17 protein-coding genes are annotated in these 17,018 nt (G+C 62.2%); 1 reads left to right on the top strand and 16 read right to left on the bottom strand.

Features of this window, described 5'->3' with window-relative positions:
* Positions 1–148 precede the first annotated feature (148 nt).
* The 7 genes from B0G75_RS09945 to B0G75_RS09915 form a co-directional block, all read right to left on the bottom strand.
* Positions 149–1,630, bottom strand: a complete 1,482-nt coding sequence (locus B0G75_RS09945) for a sensor domain-containing diguanylate cyclase (protein ID WP_106303957.1) — start codon at positions 1,628–1,630, stop codon at positions 149–151.
* 200 nt (positions 1,631–1,830) lie between these two features.
* Complete coding sequence (gene aroQ / locus B0G75_RS09940; protein WP_106303954.1) at positions 1,831–2,274, bottom strand: type II 3-dehydroquinate dehydratase; 444 nt, start codon at positions 2,272–2,274, stop codon at positions 1,831–1,833.
* 19 nt (positions 2,275–2,293) lie between these two features.
* Positions 2,294–3,127, bottom strand: a complete 834-nt coding sequence (aroE, locus tag B0G75_RS09935; RefSeq protein WP_106305549.1) for a shikimate dehydrogenase — start codon at positions 3,125–3,127, stop codon at positions 2,294–2,296.
* A complete protein-coding gene (locus B0G75_RS09930; protein ID WP_106303951.1) occupies positions 3,127–4,347 on the bottom strand; it encodes a CaiB/BaiF CoA-transferase family protein in 1,221 nt (406 codons plus the stop codon). The genes aroE and B0G75_RS09930 overlap by 1 nt, the downstream gene beginning before the upstream one ends.
* Positions 4,347–4,805, bottom strand: coding sequence for a MaoC family dehydratase (locus B0G75_RS09925; RefSeq protein WP_106303948.1), 459 nt, complete (start codon positions 4,803–4,805; stop codon positions 4,347–4,349). Before B0G75_RS09925 ends, B0G75_RS09930 begins: the two co-directional genes overlap by 1 nt.
* Position 4,806: 1 nt before the next feature.
* The gene (locus B0G75_RS09920) at positions 4,807–5,199 is read right to left on the bottom strand and encodes a VOC family protein (RefSeq protein WP_106303945.1); all 393 of its coding nucleotides are present in this window, start codon (positions 5,197–5,199) and stop codon (positions 4,807–4,809) included.
* A complete protein-coding gene (locus B0G75_RS09915) occupies positions 5,196–6,167 on the bottom strand; it encodes a ketopantoate reductase family protein (RefSeq protein ID WP_106305546.1) in 972 nt (323 codons plus the stop codon). The genes B0G75_RS09920 and B0G75_RS09915 overlap by 4 nt, the downstream gene beginning before the upstream one ends.
* Before the next feature lie 95 nt (positions 6,168–6,262).
* On the opposite strand from B0G75_RS09915, the gene B0G75_RS09910 reads away from it, so the two are divergent.
* The gene (locus tag B0G75_RS09910; RefSeq protein ID WP_106303942.1) at positions 6,263–7,168 is read left to right on the top strand and encodes a LysR family transcriptional regulator; all 906 of its coding nucleotides are present in this window, start codon (positions 6,263–6,265) and stop codon (positions 7,166–7,168) included.
* 71 nt (positions 7,169–7,239) lie between these two features.
* Here B0G75_RS09910 and B0G75_RS09905 read toward each other — a convergent pair whose 3' ends face one another.
* The 9 genes from B0G75_RS09905 to B0G75_RS09865 form a co-directional block, all read right to left on the bottom strand.
* The gene (locus B0G75_RS09905) at positions 7,240–7,545 is read right to left on the bottom strand and encodes a hypothetical protein (RefSeq protein ID WP_258194332.1); all 306 of its coding nucleotides are present in this window, start codon (positions 7,543–7,545) and stop codon (positions 7,240–7,242) included.
* A gap of 83 nt (positions 7,546–7,628) precedes the next feature.
* Positions 7,629–9,155, bottom strand: a complete 1,527-nt coding sequence (locus tag B0G75_RS09900) for a UxaA family hydrolase (protein ID WP_106303939.1) — start codon at positions 9,153–9,155, stop codon at positions 7,629–7,631.
* Positions 9,152–10,312, bottom strand: coding sequence for a D-mannonate oxidoreductase (locus B0G75_RS09895; RefSeq protein WP_106305543.1), 1,161 nt, complete (start codon positions 10,310–10,312; stop codon positions 9,152–9,154). The genes B0G75_RS09900 and B0G75_RS09895 overlap by 4 nt, the downstream gene beginning before the upstream one ends.
* Positions 10,313–10,339: 27 nt before the next feature.
* The gene (locus B0G75_RS09890) at positions 10,340–11,347 is read right to left on the bottom strand and encodes a zinc-binding alcohol dehydrogenase family protein (protein ID WP_106303936.1); all 1,008 of its coding nucleotides are present in this window, start codon (positions 11,345–11,347) and stop codon (positions 10,340–10,342) included.
* A 13-nt stretch (positions 11,348–11,360) separates the two neighbouring features.
* Complete coding sequence (locus B0G75_RS09885; RefSeq protein ID WP_106303933.1) at positions 11,361–12,233, bottom strand: amidohydrolase; 873 nt, start codon at positions 12,231–12,233, stop codon at positions 11,361–11,363.
* On the bottom strand, positions 12,230–13,246 hold the full coding sequence (locus B0G75_RS09880; protein WP_106303930.1) for an aldo/keto reductase: 1,017 nt from the start codon (positions 13,244–13,246) through the stop codon (positions 12,230–12,232). Before B0G75_RS09880 ends, B0G75_RS09885 begins: the two co-directional genes overlap by 4 nt.
* A gap of 67 nt (positions 13,247–13,313) precedes the next feature.
* On the bottom strand, positions 13,314–14,261 hold the full coding sequence (locus B0G75_RS09875; RefSeq protein WP_106303927.1) for an ABC transporter substrate-binding protein: 948 nt from the start codon (positions 14,259–14,261) through the stop codon (positions 13,314–13,316).
* Positions 14,262–14,300: 39 nt separating this feature from the next.
* Positions 14,301–15,332: an ABC transporter permease gene (locus B0G75_RS09870; RefSeq protein ID WP_106303924.1), complete on the bottom strand. Its 1,032-nt coding sequence runs from the start codon at positions 15,330–15,332 to the stop codon at positions 14,301–14,303.
* Positions 15,325–16,869: a sugar ABC transporter ATP-binding protein gene (locus B0G75_RS09865; protein ID WP_106303921.1), complete on the bottom strand. Its 1,545-nt coding sequence runs from the start codon at positions 16,867–16,869 to the stop codon at positions 15,325–15,327. The genes B0G75_RS09870 and B0G75_RS09865 overlap by 8 nt, the downstream gene beginning before the upstream one ends.
* Positions 16,870–17,018: the final 149 nt, after the last annotated feature.

Below are 17,018 nucleotides of genomic sequence, written 5' to 3'. Positions count from 1 at the left end.
GCGACTCGCTAGAGCGGCGAATTACCAGCCGTAGAGATGCGGCCAGGTTTCAATCGCGCTGTCTCGCGTGACGGCCTGCCAGGCCGCATGCCGCGCGCCAGTACCACATGCAGATCGGGAAGAGTGCGCAGCACGCTCCGTTGCTTGCTCAACCAAGCACAACAGCGTTTCTGCCGCCGCGTTTAGCCGCATACAGCGCGGAATCCGCCTTTTTTGTCAGCTCAGCAAGCGATCGAGGATACGCACGTCGGCCAGTAGCGCAGCCGATGCTCACCGTAAACCGTGCCAGCGATTCGGAAAGGTGGATCGGCCCGGTTTCGACCTCGTGGCGTATCGCTTCAGCGACCTGCACCGCTCCAGTTTCATCGGTGTCGGGCAATACAACGACGAATTCTTCGCCGCCGTACCGCGCTGCAAGGTCACCGCGGCGGCACGCATGCCGTCTGATACACGTAGCAAGATGTTTTAAGGCGAGGTCGCCTTGTGCGTGGCCGTAAGTATCGTTGTATTGCTTGAAATGATCGGCATCGATGAAAAGCACCGACAGGCAGCTCTCGTTGCGACGAAGCCTCTCCCACTCGTTTTCCAGAAACTCATCAAGGGCACGGCGGTTTCTGACACCAGTCAGCGAGTCTGTCTGGGTAAGCTCAGTCAGCAGGACCTGTGTTTTCACATGCTCCCGCAGCGCAAACGCAAGCAGCCATACCACTACGCAGAACGCAATGCCGATGGTTGCAGTAGAGACGCCGACCATCCAGGTCATGCGTCTGGAGCTGGCCAATATATCGATTTCCGCAGGTGCGACGACGGCGATGAGGGGCGTGCCGGGAATACGCTGAAATGTATATAAGCGAACTGTTCCGTCGATAGACGATCGCGCAGCGTAGAAACCGGAATCGTGGTTCACCATACGCGAGAAAAAAGTCGCCGATTTGATCGTCTGAGCCGTGCTGAGGGGGGGATTTCTCGCTATTACCGTACCGTCGGTACGGACAACGGCAGTTACTCCGTGAGGGCCTACATCAAGCTTTGAAAGCAGCTGACGGAAATACGCAAGATCGATCGCCACCATGACGACACCGCCGAATGAGCCATCGGGCTGATTGATCCGTCTGGACAACGCAATGGCTTCGACTCCGCTTCTCGACCGTGCACGGTAAGGTGATGACAGATAAAGCCCCGCGTTTGGCGACTCTCGGTGAACCACGAAATAGTCCCGGTCACTAAAATTCCAGTGATGGGTATTCCCGCAGCAGCCATCGATTAACGAGCCTCTACTGTCTGTAACGCCCGCACCCGTCAAGTACCTGGCTGAGGTGCTGTTAAAGAAAATTTTATGCCGATCTGCGGAGTCCATGCTTTGCACAGCAGGATTCTGCCAGGCTGCAATCAATGCCAGAAGGGCGTTGTCGGACGTTTCAAAGGTCCGCTCGATGTTGCTGACGAGGACGGAGGTAACGTTTCCAGATGTGTCGTGTGCATGGTCCAGTGCCTGGTTCCTCGCGGCCAGGAGCGTGGCGAGGCTGATCGCTGTCACCGCGAGTGCCATCAAAGTACCCAGGACGCCGACGATCAAGGAATGTCGGCCAGCCCACACAGCCAGCTTTCCGTTGGAAATGGAAACAGACACGGTAAGATTCTTATGAATGTGCCCGGTTCAACCGTCGCGACATCAGGGCCTTTCGGCGAAGGCATCGGGGATAGTCTGGCGATTGCGGTGAGCCGTTCGAAGCTGGAAAAAATTGCCACTAGCTGCGATAACGGCATCGCCGGAAATAAATGTAGGGCTTTTGCCCGACCGATAGCGGGCCGGTTGAACGCCTCGACTGCTTATTTCGTATCCACCTCCGCGACAGCCGCGCGTAAAGCGAGGAGATAGCTCTGTATTCCAAATCCACTAATCTGCCCCTTGACGATTTCCGCGAAAACCGACTGATGCCTGAACGGCTCGCGCGCATGGATATTGGACATATGCAGTTCGACGACCGGGCAAACGAGGATGGCGAGGGCATCACGGATTCCGTAGCTATAGTGCGTCCAGGCGCCTGCGTTGATCAGGACGGCATCCTGCCTCTCTTCGAAAGCACGATGGATGCGTTCGCACATCTGCGCTTCGCTGTTCGTCTGGAAGGACTCCACCCGCGCGCCCAGCTCAACACCCAAGGCCTGCAGGCGTGCATCGATCTCGGCCAGCGTGATGGTGCCGTATTGGACCGGATCGCGCTTGCCGAACATGTTGTGATTGATGCCGTGCAGCATCAGGACCTTCTTCATTCGAACCTCCGTCACGTGTTCAATCGAGGGGAACGGTAAGCTGGTCGATGAGGGACCGCGTCTCGGGCCGGATGCCACGCCACCATGCGAATGCTTCCGCCGCCTGTTCCACCAGCATGCCGACGCCGTCCGCGATGCCGAGCACGCCCGCATTGCGCGCGAGGCGCAGGAAGGGAGTCAGTCCCTTGCCGTAGGCCAGTTCGTAGGCCGCTCCCTTCGGGTTGAACACATTCGGGGGGACCGGTGGTAACTCACCAGTGAGGCTGGCCGACGTGGCGTTCACCACCAGGTCGAAGCGGCCCATCGCTGCAAGGTCTCCATAGCCGCAGGCGATAAGCGAGGCGCGCGCTCCGACTTGCGCCACCAGCGCCCCGGCTTTGGCCACGTCGCGGTTTGCAATAACCAGTTCAACGGGCCGCGCCGCGAGGAAGGGAAGCAACGCCCCGCGCATCGCACCACCAGCGCCAAGGACCAGGACGCGCTTGCCGGCCATCGGCAGGTCCAGATTGACTTCGATATCGCGCACCAGTCCCACGCCGTCGAAGTTTTCCGCCACGATCCGGCCGTCTTCGAACTTCAGCGCGTTAGCCGCTCCGGCCAGTTGCGCTCGCTCACTGCGCTCATCGGCCATCGCAAACGCCTTCAGCTTGAAGGGCGCCGTGACGTTCATCCCTTTGCCACCCGCGGCCCTGAAAGCGTTCACGGTCTCGGCAAACGCCTCCTGCGGGCTTAGTGGACCTTCGATGGCCGTATAGGACATGTCCTGCTGCGTCTCTTGCGCAAAAAGACCGTGAATCAATGGGGATTTCGTGTGGCCGATCGGGTTGCCGATCACCGCGTACTGGTCAGTCATCATGGCCTCGCGTTTGAATACAGCACGCCGTCGGTCTGCATGGCGTCGATTTCGGCAGCGCCGAAGCCCAGTGACTGCGCGACTTCCGCGTTGTGCTGACCGAGGTCGGGCGCGACCTCGCGGATCGTCGTATCGCAGTCGGAGAAGCGGAAGGGCAGGTTCGGTAGACGCAGCGTGCCGTAGCGCGGATGCTGCTGCTCGACCACCATGCCCCGCGCGACGATCTGCGGATCGGCGAGCACCTCGTCGATGCGCTGTACCTTCGCGCAAGGCACGTCGATGCCATCGAGTAGTTCCAGCACCTGGGCCACCGGCCGGCTGGCAACCCAGGGCTGGACTACGGACAGAATGTCCAGACGATTGGCATTGCGTCCCGCGCCGTCATGAAAGCGCGTGTCGGCTCCGAAGCCGGACCGTCCGCCATGGGACTCGACGAGGCCGGCAAAGCGTTTCCACGCGTCGTCCACCTGCGCCGCGATCACGAGGTCGCCATCGGCGGCGCGGAACACGCCATAGAGCGTCGAAGTGGGCATGTCGTGACCAGTCTGTTCTGGAACGACGCCTTGCAGCGTGTAGCATTGCACTGCGTATTCGTGCATCGACACCAGCGTGTCGTAGAGTGCCATGTCAATGTGCTGCCCCCGGCCGCTCTTCACGCGACCGAGCAGCGCGGCGTTGATGGCCGCCACGGCGTGGATGCCCGTGTACATGTCGCCGAGCGAGATGCGCATGAGCGGCGGCGGCTCGCCGGGAGTGCCGATCATCTGCATGATGCCGCTCTTCGCTTCGGCGATCAGGCCGAAGCCGGCGCGATGCGCATCCGGTCCCGTATGGCCATAGGCCGAGATCGAGCAGTACACTAGTTTCGGATTTCGCGCGGCCAGCTCCGTATAGCCCAGCCCGAGCTTGTCCAGAGCGCCCGGCCGGTAGTTCTCGACGAATACGTCCGCCGAATCGCACAGGCGCTGCATGAAGTCCTTCCCGCGCGGGTCCTTCATGTTGACGCTGACGCCCCGCTTGCCCATGTTGAGTTGCAGGAAGTAGCCGCTTTGTTCGTCATCGAGCACGGTGGCATGCTGGCGCCCGGCGTCGCCGTTGCCGGGGCGCTCCACCTTGATGACTTCGGCGCCGAGCGCTGCGAGACACCGTCCCACGTACGGGCCTGCCAGAAAGTGGCTGTAGTCGACGACGCGAATACCTTCGAGAGGACGGGCTTGCATCAGAACGCTCCCGGTCGGCGCGGCACCATCAGGCGGTGCTCACCATGCTGGACGACCTGGCCGTCCTGATTGATCAACTCGGACGGCAACACAACGATGCCCCAGCCGGGTCGACTCTTGCTCGCCCGCATCGCGCCCACGCGGAATTTCACGTGCAGCACGTCGTTGACCTTGATGGGCAGATTGAAGTCCCATGTCCAGCCGAGCGACATCCCGGGAAGGAAACGGTAGTCACTTTGAGTCTTGAGCCCATCGGCGATAGACAGTCCAAACAGGCCGTGTGCCACGATCGAGCCGAAGTGGCTCGCGTTCGCGTATTCCTCGTCCACATGCACCGGCGTGTGATCGCCAGTGAGGTCGGCATACGCCAGAATGCGTTCTTTGGTCACCGTATAGGTCGGGCTCACGCACTCGTCGCCTTCGCTGGCGTCGTCCCAGTATTTATCAACGATCGTCATGTCACACCTCCGCACGTGGGTCGATCTCAAGTGCCCGCGCGACGCACGAGGCCGGCTTCGCCTGGATCAGTTCGACGGCGAGGCCGTCCGGCAGGCGCAACCAGTTGCGCCCCTGTGGCATTTCGCTGACGCCGTACCGTTGTGCGGCGGCCAGCGCGGCCTCCATGTCTTCACACATCACGCCCAGGTGTCCGAGCCGGCCCTCAGGAGCGTCGTAATCCGGGTTATGGATGAATTGCAGACCGCCAAGCGTCCAGTACTGCCGGGGTTCCTCGCGCGTGCCGTCGACTTCGCGCATCGTCATGCCGAGCACGTCTTCGAAAAAACGGATGTGCCAGTGAATGTCCTTCACCCAGATGGCGACATGTTCCAGATAGGCCTTGCTGCCGTTCATGCGGTTGTCTCCTTGGTCCCATGCAACTTGTTGCTGTGTTGTCGGTCGGTCATGGCACGCTCGATGCCCTTGATGCAGGCCACCAGCGTCGTGTTGACCGGGGTCGGAACGCCGTGCCGTTTTCCCCAGCGCACGACCGCGCCGTTGATAAAGTCGATTTCGGTGATGGAGCCTTTTTCGAGGCTTTGCAGCATCGAGGTCTTGAAGGCAGGAGACAGTCCTTCGCCGGCGAGGGTCCACGGGCGCTCGGGATCCGTGGTGGAAAGCGTCACACCAGCGGCCCGGGCGACCGCCATCGCTTCGGCGATCGCTGCGAGTGCGGTCGCCTTCAGAAGCGGCTCTTCGTAGAGCTGGCCGTAGGTCAGACCCGTGGTGCCCGTCAGCGCGCCGGTCGCCACATTGACCAGGAGCTTGTCCCACATCGTGCCGACGATGTTGTCGCTGACCGTGGTGGCCAGTCCGGCGGCAGTGAAGGTTTCGGCAATGGCGGTGGCGCGGGAAGTGACCTGACCGTCGAGTTCGCCAATGTAAGTGGCCTTGCCGGCGACGCCTGACTCGATGTGCCCCGGGCTGCGCATCACCCCGCCGACGTATGTCTTGCCGGCCAGCACCCGCTCCCGACCCACGATGTCGGCGAGGACATCCTCGTGCCCAAGGCCGTTCTGCAACGAAAGGACCAGCGTTTCGGGTCCGATCAGCTCCATTGCGCCGCGCATCGCGGCTTCGGTGTGGAACGACGTGACCAGCACGACGACCAGATCGACGGCGCCAGCCTCCGCGGCCAGCGTGGTGGCTCGGACCCTTACCTGGCGGGAACCATTGGGATCGTCCACCCGCAGACCATCGCGTCGCATGGCCGCCACGTGCGCCACCGACCGGTTCAGCAGCCAGACCTCGTTGCCGCCTTCGGTCAGCGCCGCGCCAATCGCACAGCCCAGTGCGCCCGCGCCCAGAATCGCAATCTTCACTGCCGTCTCCTTAATGTGGAGATCAAGATACGATTCGGCGTTCATATCGGCAATGCAATGGATACAATAGCGTCATTGCGCCAGACAATACAGACATGGATTCGACTGAACTCCCCGATCTGAAGCTATTACAGCTATTCGATCTGCTCTATGACGTGCGCAGCGTCACCCGCGTGGCCGAGCAGCTTGGACAGAGCCAGCCAACCGTCAGCATCTGGTTAGGTCGATTGCGGGAACATCTGCAGGACCCGTTATTCATCCGCACGCCGGGCGGCATGGCGCCGACGCCGCAAGCCGATGCGCTGATTGGCCCATGCCGGGAAATTCTCGAATCGCTGCGGCGCTTCGTGGCGTGGGAGATCGCCTTTGATCCGGCCACCGCAAAACGGCGGTTCCGTATCTGCATGACCGACGCCAGTCACATCACGTTGCTTCCGCGGATGCTGGCGCATGTCCGCGCGCAGGCGCCGGGCGTTCGTCTTGAAGCCGCCAGAATCGACGGCAATACGGAACGCGCGCTGGAATCGGGCGAAGCCGACCTCGCGATCGGTCACGTGCCTTGGCTGGGCGGTGGGATTTATCAGCAGCAGCTATACACGCAGGATTGGGTGTGCCTGACGAATCGCCATCACCCGCGGCTGCGCGCGAGGTTGAGGTTGAAGCAATACAGCGCGGAGGGGCATGTCGCGATTACGGCGGGGACGGGCGCGCAGCTGTTGGAACAGGGGCTGGTGCGCGCACACGTCGAACGCGATGTCGTGCTGGAGCTACCGGGTTTTCTTGGGCTGGGCGCAATTATCAAGAGCACCGACCTGATCGCCACGTTGCCGCGACACATCGGCGAGACGCTGGCGAAGGTCAACGATCTGGCGGTCCATCGGTGCCCGGTTCCCGTGGACGGTTTTGCCGTTCGGCAACATTGGCACGCCAGGTATCACCACGAAGCGGGCAATCGTTGGCTCCGCGCCGTGATGGTGCAATTGTTTGGAGCGTCGGGTTGATCAGGCGCATACCTCGAAGGGTCTCGGATCGATCTATTACCGATGCGCCGGCGTGTGAATGGAGGTCCGCTTCACTGAAGATCGCACGTGCCGTTAGCCGCAAGCACAGACAACTTCCGTGGGAGCATGTCGTCCAACCGCTCGCGCGTTCCTTCCAGCCGCCTTTGTAGTTCGATGATCGCGGGCAGTTGAAAGTCGTGCACATCGGGGACGGCGCTGCCTCGACGTCGACAGACCTGAACCGCCACGTCCAGCGCGCGCGAGCGCGTGTCGATCAGCAGTGCAAGCGCCTCGTCAAGCAAGCATCTCTGCTGCGCTGACAGGCGGAATTCTTTCACGCCATCCTGCGGCGTCGATTCGGGTGCGTTTGTGTCCATGGGATACGGTTCCTGATCCCCTCGGGAGTCTGAGATTCCTGCGCCGCGTCGGACTTTCAATCGGTTGCAGCAAGCCGCGACTGTTACATGATCGCGCCGCGCAGCCAGGGCACGAACTCGCGATCGCCCATGCCGTTCTGTTCGCTGTGGGTCTTCGTACCCGACGCGATGTCCAGCATGAGTTGAAATATCTGCGCGCCGGCCTGTTCGACGGTGAGCGAACCGTCTACGATCTGACCGCAATTGAAATCCATATCCGCGCGCATCCGCTCGAACAAGCCTGTGGTTGTCGAGAGCTTGATGGTCGGCACCGGCTTCGAACCGAACACCGAACCGCGCCCGGTCGTAAAGCAGACCAGATTGGCACCGCCCGCAATCTGACCGGTTGCGGACACGGGGTCGTAGCCCGGCGTGTCCATGAAGACCAGGCCGGATTCCGACACCTGCTCGGCATATTCGTAGACCGCATTGAGCGCGGTACTTCCGCCTTTCGAAACCGCGCCCAGCGATTTTTCCAGGATGGTCGTGATGCCGCCCGCCTTGTTGCCGGGCGAGGGGTTGTTGTTCATGTCGCCACCTGCTTCGGCGGCATACCGCTCCCACCAGCGCAGCTTGTCAAGCAGTCGCCCGGCGACGTCGGACGATACCGCCCGTGCGGTCAGCAGATGCTCCGCGCCATAGATTTCCGGCGTCTCGGAGAGGATCGCCGTGCCGCCATGACGTACGAGGAGATCGACGGCTGCGCCGAGAGCGGGGTTCGCTGTGATTCCCGAATATCCGTCCGAGCCGCCGCATTGCAGCCCCACTTTCAAACGCGCGGCAGGGACCTCGATGCGCCTTAGGCGGCTGGCCGCCGACAGCATCTCCCGGACGATGGCGATACCGCGCGCCACCGTCTCGCGTACGCCGCCTTCATCCTGTATGACAAGGGTTTCGACAAGGGCAGGGCTGCCGGCTTCGAGGGACTTCGTGAGACCGCTGACCTGGTTCACCTCACAACCGAGGCCTACCAGCAGCACGCCCGCGAAGTTCGGGTTGCAGGCGTAGCCGGTCAGCGTGCGCCGAAGCAAGGCCATGCCGTCACCCGTAGCAGACATTCCGCACCCGCTCTGATGGGTAATCGCGACGACGCCATCCACCGTGCTGAACGGGTCCATGGCGTCGCCCCTGAAGGCGTCCGCGATCGCGTGACAGACGCTGGCGGAACAGTTGACGCTGGCGATCACCCCGACGTAGTTGCGTGTTCCAACCTGTCCATCTGCGCGCACGAACCCCTGAAACGCTTCCAACCGGTCCACGGGTGCAAGGCTACGAACCGCGTCGCTGTGCGTGGGGCGATGCGGATGATGCTCCGGCATGCCGACGTTGTGAACGTGCACGTGCTCGCCCGGCTCAACGTCGCCGAGCGCGATACCGATTGTCTGCCGATATTTGGTCACGGCGCTGCCGCGCGCGATGCGCCGGATAGCCAGCTTGTGGCCAGCCGCAATGGAACTTCTGACGACGACCCGTTGCCCACCCGCTTCAACCGGCGTGCCCGCCTCGAGTGCCCGCAATGCCACCGCTACGTTGTCGTCGCTGTGAAGGACGACGATTGTCTGATCTGTCATGATGCGTCCGCCCTTTGCGTTGAGGACGTCAGTCCATGCCGTGCGAGCGTTTCGCGCAGACGCGTCTGACCGGATCCGACCGACAGCGAGTCGGCGAGCTCTATCAGCGGCAGGATTCGCCGCCGGACCTTTTCGACATGGTTATTGGCGATATCCGCGATGCGGTGATCGAGGTACGGATTGAGAAACCGTTCGCGCACGCTCGCGACGTACTGCACGGCGCGAGCGCGCAAACCCATCGCACGGAAGACGGGCAACACTTCCTTCTCCCACACAGCCTCGATGCCGTCGCGCAGCGGCCCATCGTTCATCGCATCGAAGACAGTCTCGGTGGCGCTTCGGCGCTGCGCGAGCCATTGATCAGCGAGCCACGTATGCCCGAGGTTCAGAAAGTACAGCTTGAGTTGCTCGTAGCTGCGCAGGTCGTCAGTCAGTGCGATGTTTTCATGCGTACACGGCAGTTCCATGCCTGCGCGCCGCTCGATCGCCCACAGCGCGTAGGGTTCGGCCACCGCGCCTACCGGTTCGATCGGTTCCGATACGATGCGGTCGACCAGCGAGTTGACCCAGATGCATCGCTGCGACAGATAGGCGACAAACGGCGCCGGCAGCGCCCATTGTCGAGCCAGGCCGATCACCAGATCGCGCAGCGTGTCGCCGTTGCTGGCGACGAGTTCGCACGGAAAGATCGAGATGCCCGAGTCAGGCCGTTCACGCCACCGTGCATGAAGAAGCGTGAGCAACTTCGCGGGATAGCTGTGCGGTGCCTGTCCCTCCAGCGCGAGAAGGGCCGGCGAATCGCGCTCGTCGAGGCGATAGCCCATGTCGCCCGTGTTCGACACGATCACGCGCACGTCATGAATCGCCGCGTGCCGTATCATCGCCCAGTCGCGATTGGCGATCCACGCAGCGCGGATGGCGCGGCAATCGACGACCGTGTCCACGATCGCGCCGCCCTCCCTGCCGCGGATTTTCACCGGATAACTGGCTGCCTGGGCCAGTGCGGCGATGCGCGCCTGGCTGGACGGGTTGTCGGTCGTCTGCACCACGCAGATGCCGCCGATCGCGTCGCCCCGCTCAAGCGCCTGCGAAACGAACAGTGCGACATGTGCCTGGAGGAACCGGCTGGTGCCAAACTGAAGAATAGGTTCACTCATCTCGAACGATTCCACCACGGGGTTCAGTTAGCACTCGACCAGCGCCTTGACGACGGTTTGTCCGGGCTCCATCAGTTTCGGGAACTCGGTGGGTACGTCCGAGAGGCTCATGCGGTGAGTATTGAGCGCCTTGTCGGGGATGCGGCCCGCGCGCATCGCGTCGAGGACCGTTTCGAAGTCTTCCGCGGTCGCGTTGCGGCTGCCGAGCAGGGTCGCCTCGCGCTTGTGGAACTCCGGATCGGAGAAGGCGATCTCGCCCGGGACGATCGAAATCAGCACATATTTCCCGCCGTGGGCGATGAACTCAAAACCGCGGTTCATCGCCTTGACGTTGCCCGTCGCATCGAACACCACGTCGAAGAACTCGCCATCGGTGAGCGCCGACAACTCATCGACGTCATTCGGCCCGATCTGAACTGTCGACACGGCAATGTGCTCGCGGCAGAACGCAAGACGATCGGCGCGCGTGTCCAGGCAGGCCACGCGTGCGCCGCGCAGGTTCGCGAACAGCATGGCTGCCATGCCGATGGGGCCGGCGCCCACGACGAGAACCCGCTGGCCTGCCGACACGTCCGCACGACGTACCGCGTGCGCGCCGATGGCGAGAAACTCGAGCATTGCCGCCTGATCCAGCGTCACGCCGTCGGCCTTGTGGACGAACTGAGCGGGTACCGACAGATATTCCGTCAACGCGCCGTCGCGATGCACGCCGAGCACCTTGATGTTGACGCAGCAGTTGGTTTTACCCTGTCTGCAGGCGATGCAATTTCCGCACGACAGATACGGCATCACGTAGACGGCATCGCCGGGCACAACGTGCGCGCCGGGATCAGCCTCGGCGACGATGGCTGACAACTCGTGCCCCATGACTCTCGGATATTGCAGGTAGGGCTGATTCCCCGAATAGATGTGCATGTCCGTGCCGCAGATACCGACGCGGCGAACCCGTAGCAGCACTTCACCGTCGGCGCGGCGAGGCGGCTCGCGTTCTTCATGGCGCAGTACGCCGGGCGATTCGCAAATGACGCTAAGCATTTTGGCATCCTCTCTATTGGGCTTGTCGATCGTCGGACGGATGATCGATCCTGTAAAAATGGCATGCATTGCCGCCAAAGACGCTGGCGTGCGCTTCAGGACCGAGGAAGCGGTCGCAGCATTGTTCGCACCAGGCGAGCCAGTCGCCGTAGTCACCAAAATGGCCGGCCAGTCTGGACACGGGCCAATCGCTGCCCCACATCAGCCGTGACGCCCCGAACCACTCACACACGGCGCGCACGTATGGCTCGACAAGGGTGAGGTCTGGATGAGGACCGGCTTCCGTCCAGAGTCCGGAGAGCTTGCAATGGACGTTGGGAAGTTCGGCAAGCCGGCTCATCGCGGCGTGCCACGGTCCAGACTGACCGGACGCGATCGGCGGCTTTGCCGCGTGGTCGATCACGACGCGCAGGCGCGGGTGCCGGCGTGCGAACGCGAGCAACGCGTGCAGATGGCGAGGCGTGACGAGCGCGTCGAAACTGAGATCGTGCTCGAGCATCGCCTCAACCGCAGGTTCGAGCATCGGGTCGTCGATCCAGTCGTCATCCTCAAGATCCTGCAGCATGGGTCGAACGCCGCGAAATTTTGGATGACGGGCCAGCATCGCAAGACTTGCCGACGCCCCGGCGGACTTCAGGTCCACCCATCCGACGACTGCCGACACGACGCTCGATGCGGACGCGATATCGAGCAGATAGCGCGTGTCTTCCGGCGTCGGCAGTGACTGGACCAGCACTGTGCGCTGAATGTTGGATCGCGCGAGGAAAGGTTCGAGGTCCTGCGTACCGAAGTCCCGGTGGATGGTATCCAGCGTGTGCGGCGGCCAGTAACCGTCGCGGCTGGCAATCTGCCAGAAGTGCTGGTGAGCGTCGATTCGGAGCGTCACGCGCAGACCTCCGGGACCGGGGCCGATTCTGCGATTAGCCCCTCGCGCTGCAAGGCCTGCCACAGTTCCGGCGGAAGCGGCGTTTCGAGCCAGGCGATGTTCTGCTGCAACTGAGCAATACTGCTCGCGCCGATTACGCAGGACACCACGGCCGGATGCGCGAGTGGGAACTGGAGAGCCGCGGCGGCGAGCGGAACCTCAAACCGCCTGCAGACGGCGGCGAGGCGCGCAACCCTGTCTGCTACTTCGACCGGCGCATCGGCATAGTTGAACTTGCCGTTGCCCACGAGTACGCCGGAGTTGAACACGCCGCCGGCGACGACCCGGACGTCGTTGCCCGCACATCGATCAAGTAATGGCGAGAGCGCTTCCTGTTCGAGCAGCGTGTAGCGGCCCGCCAGCAGGATGAGGTCGAGATCGGCTTCCTGCATCGCGTCGACGGCGACTTGCCATTCGTTGATGCCGAGCCCGATCGCGGAAACGGCGCGGCAGTCGCGCAGCTCGGCGAGCGCCCGGAATCCGCCTCCCTGAGTCAGTTGTTCCCAGTAGCGTGAATGCTGATCGCCATGCGTGGCAGCGCCGATATCGTGGACATAGAGGACGTCGATCGTCTGTATGCCAAGACGTTGCTGACTATCCTCGTACGAGCGCATGATGCCGTCGAACGTATAGTCGAAACGAGGGCGGAAGGGCAGGGGTTGTGCCCACCCGTCGTCGCCGGGCTGGACGGTGGCATCGGGCCGCATGAGCCGCCCGACCTTGGTGCTCAGTACGTAGCGCTCCCGTTCGCGCATCTGCAGCGAATGTCCGACTCGCCGTTCGGAGAGCGTATAGCCGTAGAACGGCGCCGTATCGAAATAGCGGATGCCGGCGTCCCACGCCCAGTCGACTAGCGCGTTGGCCTCTGCGGCTGACATAGGCTTATAGAGTCCGCCGAGTTGTGAGCAGCCGAGGCCCAGCGTGGTCATCGCCAATCCGCTTCGTGGCAGCGCGTGCGTTGCAATGGCTTTCATCGAGGGTATGTCTGAATGGAGGAGGTGCCGGCGGACGGCTGCAAAAGACGCCACGCCGACGCGTTCATTAGTAGAGAACGTTCTTTGCTTCGGATGAGTCCAGGTTCTGTTTTTCGACCATCATGACGCCCGTGTCCACCTGCTTTGCGACGGGTTTGCGCTCGACCACATTGACGAGGGTCTGGATGCCCTTGTAGCCCATCTGGTAGGAGCTCTGAACCGCGATTGCCTGAATCGTGCCGTCGCGAACGAACCCTTGCAGGTCCTGGTTGCCGTCGAAGCCGATCGCTATGACCTTGCCGCCTTTTCCCGACTGAGCCAGCGCGCGCCCCATCCCCACGGCGGTCGGCTCGTTCGCGCCGAAAATGCCCTTGAGGTCCGGATTGGCCGACAGGACGTCGGTCGTCTGATTCAGCGCGGTTGCCATCTGCGATTGCGAATAGAACGGCCCGACCACCTGCAGCTTGGAATGCGCTGTGATGTACTTGCGGAATCCGCCGACGCGGCCGATTTCCGAGCCTGCGCCCGGCACGTACGACATGATCGCGATCTTGCCGGTCTGTCCGACACGATCGATCATCGCCTGCGCACAGAGCTCGCCGGCCTTCGTGTTGTCGGTCGACAGGAACGACTGGTAATACTGCTTGCCCGCATCGGACACGATTGAGTCGATCAGCACCACGGGAATATGGGCTTCCCACGCTTTCTTCATGGCCGGAACGAGCGCATCGGGGTCCGACGGCGCCAGCACGATGCCGGCGACATGCCGGTTCACCGCGTTCTCGACCATGTTGACTTCATCCGCGATGGCGGACTCTGCCGCGGGACCCTGGAAGGTCATCGTGTATCCCTTCGCATCGGCCATCGCGGCCGTGGCGCCTTTCTGGACGTTCTGCCAATAGTTGGAGTTCGCCGTTTTCACGATCACGGCAATTTCGCCGCCTGCCGCCTGCGCGTACGCGCTGAACATTGCACACATCGCCGCGGCCGCAGCCAGCACGGATAACTTTTTCATGTCTCGCTCCTTGATTGTGGTTGGGACTTCGTCTTCTGATTACAACTTCCGGTTTCGGAGTTGATCGATCCATACGGTGCCGAGAATGACGACACCAATGATGATCTGCTGGATGAAGCTCGATACGCCGTTCATGTTCAGACCGTTGCGCAGCACGCCGATCACGAATGCGCCGATGGCGGTGCCGGAGATCGTGCCGACGCCCCCCATCAGCGACGTGCCGCCGATTACCGCGCTTGCGATGGCGTCGAGCTCGTACATCACGCCTTCGTTCGGCTGCGCGGTGACGAGGCGCGACATCAGCACGCAGCCGGTGGCGCCGGCGAGCAGTCCGGAGAGCACGTAGGTAAAGAGCTTGACGCCCTGCACGTTGACGCCGGAGAGTCGCGCCGCTTCCGCGTTCGAGCCGACCGCGTAAATGTGACGGCCCAGCGACGTTCGCGAAAGCAGGATGGAGACAGCCGCGAACAGGACCACCATGATCACGACGGGGTACGGAATGCCTGGAAAGACGGTGTCCGGAAAACCATCTGCGCCGATGTGGGAGATCCTGAAGAGGGCACCGTTGCCCAGTTCGCCGAACGCGTCGCCAAGCCCCGAGACCGGTCTTGCGCCGGTGATCTGCAGGGCGAGACCGCGCGCGACCAGCATCATCCCGAGGGTCGCGATGAACGGCGGCAGTCCCATACGCGTGACGCAGGTACCGTTGACCCATCCGCACGCGGCGCCGACGAGCATGCCGCCGAGCATCGCGACAGGTATGGGTACGCCCGCCTTGACCAACAGGGCGGCTGCGACGCCCGAGAGCGCCAGCACTGAGCCGACCGACAGATCGATGCCGCCGGTGATGATGACGCACGTTGCGGCCACACCGAGATACGCGATGGACGTGACCTGCAGCGCAACCGTCATCAGGTTGCCGACCGAGAAAAACGCCGCACTGGTCAGCGAAAACGCGACGATCAGCACCACGAGGCTACCCAGTGCGGCGAATTTCTGGATCAGGTCGCGGCGTCGCTGCTGTACCTGCCTGTCGAGAGCCTGGTTAGGGCCCGATGTGATTTCAAGCATGACTTCTCCCTGATGCATGGTGCAAGATTTCCTCCTGACTGGTCTGTCTGGTCTCAAGGACCGCGGTGATACGCCCTTCGTGAAACACGGCGATACGATCGGTCATGCCGAGCAGTTCGGGCAGCTCCGAACTGATCAGGACGACACCAACGCCGTCCGCGGCCAGTCTGTCCATGAGGCCGTAAATCGCGTATTTCGCGCCGACATCGATGCCGCGGGTCGGCTCGTCGAAAAACAGAATGCGCGAGCCGCGATACAGCCATTTGCTGATGACGATCTTCTGTTGATTGCCACCCGACAGATTTCTCGCGATCTGCTTGACGGTCGGTGTACGGATGCCGAGTTCGCGAACATAGCGCTCGGCGATGGCCGTCTCTTCAGAGAAACGCAGAAAGCCGCGCGATGAAATGGCCCGGACGTTGGCCATCGTGATGTTTGCGGAAACCGGCATCGAGAGTGCGAGGCCGTCTTTCTTGCGGTCTTCGGACAGGTATGCAATCCCGTGGCGAATGGCCTCGCGCGGTGAGCCGATCGCGACAGGCTCGTCGCCCAGCATGATCGAACCGGAATCGGGCCGCTCGGCGCCGAAGATCGCGCGGGCGGCTTCGGTGCGCCCCGCGCCCATCAGACCCGCGAAGCCTAGAATCTCGCCCTTGCGCAGTTCGAACGAAAGCGGGCCGAAAACGCCTGTCCTTTGCAGGTCGCGCACGCGCAGCAGGATCTGATTCGAGGGAGTGGACTGGCGTGGCGGATAGGCATCGTCGAGCGGGCGTCCCACCATTCGGGCCACGATTTCGTTGATCGTGGTCGAGGCGAAATCGCTCGTTGCAATGTGACGGCCATCGCGCAGCACCGTAACGCGGTCCACAATCTCAGCCATCTCATCGAGCCGATGCGAGATGTAAAGAATAGCCACCCCGCCAGCGCGCAGTTCTCTGATGATCCGGAACAGCTGGACCGTTTCCGATTCCGTCAGCGAGGACGTGGGTTCGTCCATGATGAGCACGCGCGCATCCAGAGACAGCGCCTTTGCAATCTCCACCATTTGCTGTTGCGCAAGCGAAAGCGCGCCGACGAGGGTGATCGGCGACACGTTCAGCCCGATGCGTTGCAGACACCGCTGTGCATTGCTATTCAGCGTGCGGTAATCCACGAACGGGCCGCGTTTGGGTTCGCGCGCAAGGTAGATGTTTTCCGCGACCGACAGGTGCGGGACAAGGTTCAGTTCCTGGTGAATGATCGCAATGCCTGCCGCCTGCGCGTCAGAGGTGGAGGAGAACTGCACGGGCGCACCGCGGTAGCGCACCTCGCCTTCATCCGCGCGATACTGACCGCTGATGATTTTCATCAATGTCGATTTGCCCGCGCCGTTTTCGCCGCACACAGCATGGACTTCGCCGGCGCGCAGATCGAGGTCGATGCCATCGAGGGCGACGACCCCTGGAAAGCGCTTGCTCACACCTTTGAGTTGCAGGATCTCTTGGGATATGGGCGGCTCAGGCGCAGGACTGGGCCCGCGCTGCGTGGCATTCGTCAATCTCGTCTCCGTTTCGTCGGGATTCGCGGCAGACCGCCAAACCGTGGGCGGTTCAACTGGCCAGTCCAATTTAAGGAAATTAAAGCGCAGAATCGATCAAATGGTCAAGCCAATATCATGTTTTTCACACTGGCCAGTCCAATAAGGAA

The sequence above is a fragment of the Paraburkholderia sp. BL18I3N2 genome (genome assembly GCF_003001875.1).
Lineage (GTDB): Bacteria > Pseudomonadota > Gammaproteobacteria > Burkholderiales > Burkholderiaceae > Paraburkholderia > Paraburkholderia phytofirmans.
Note: the sequence above shows the minus strand (reverse complement) of the source record. Positions and strands in the feature narration are given on the sequence as shown.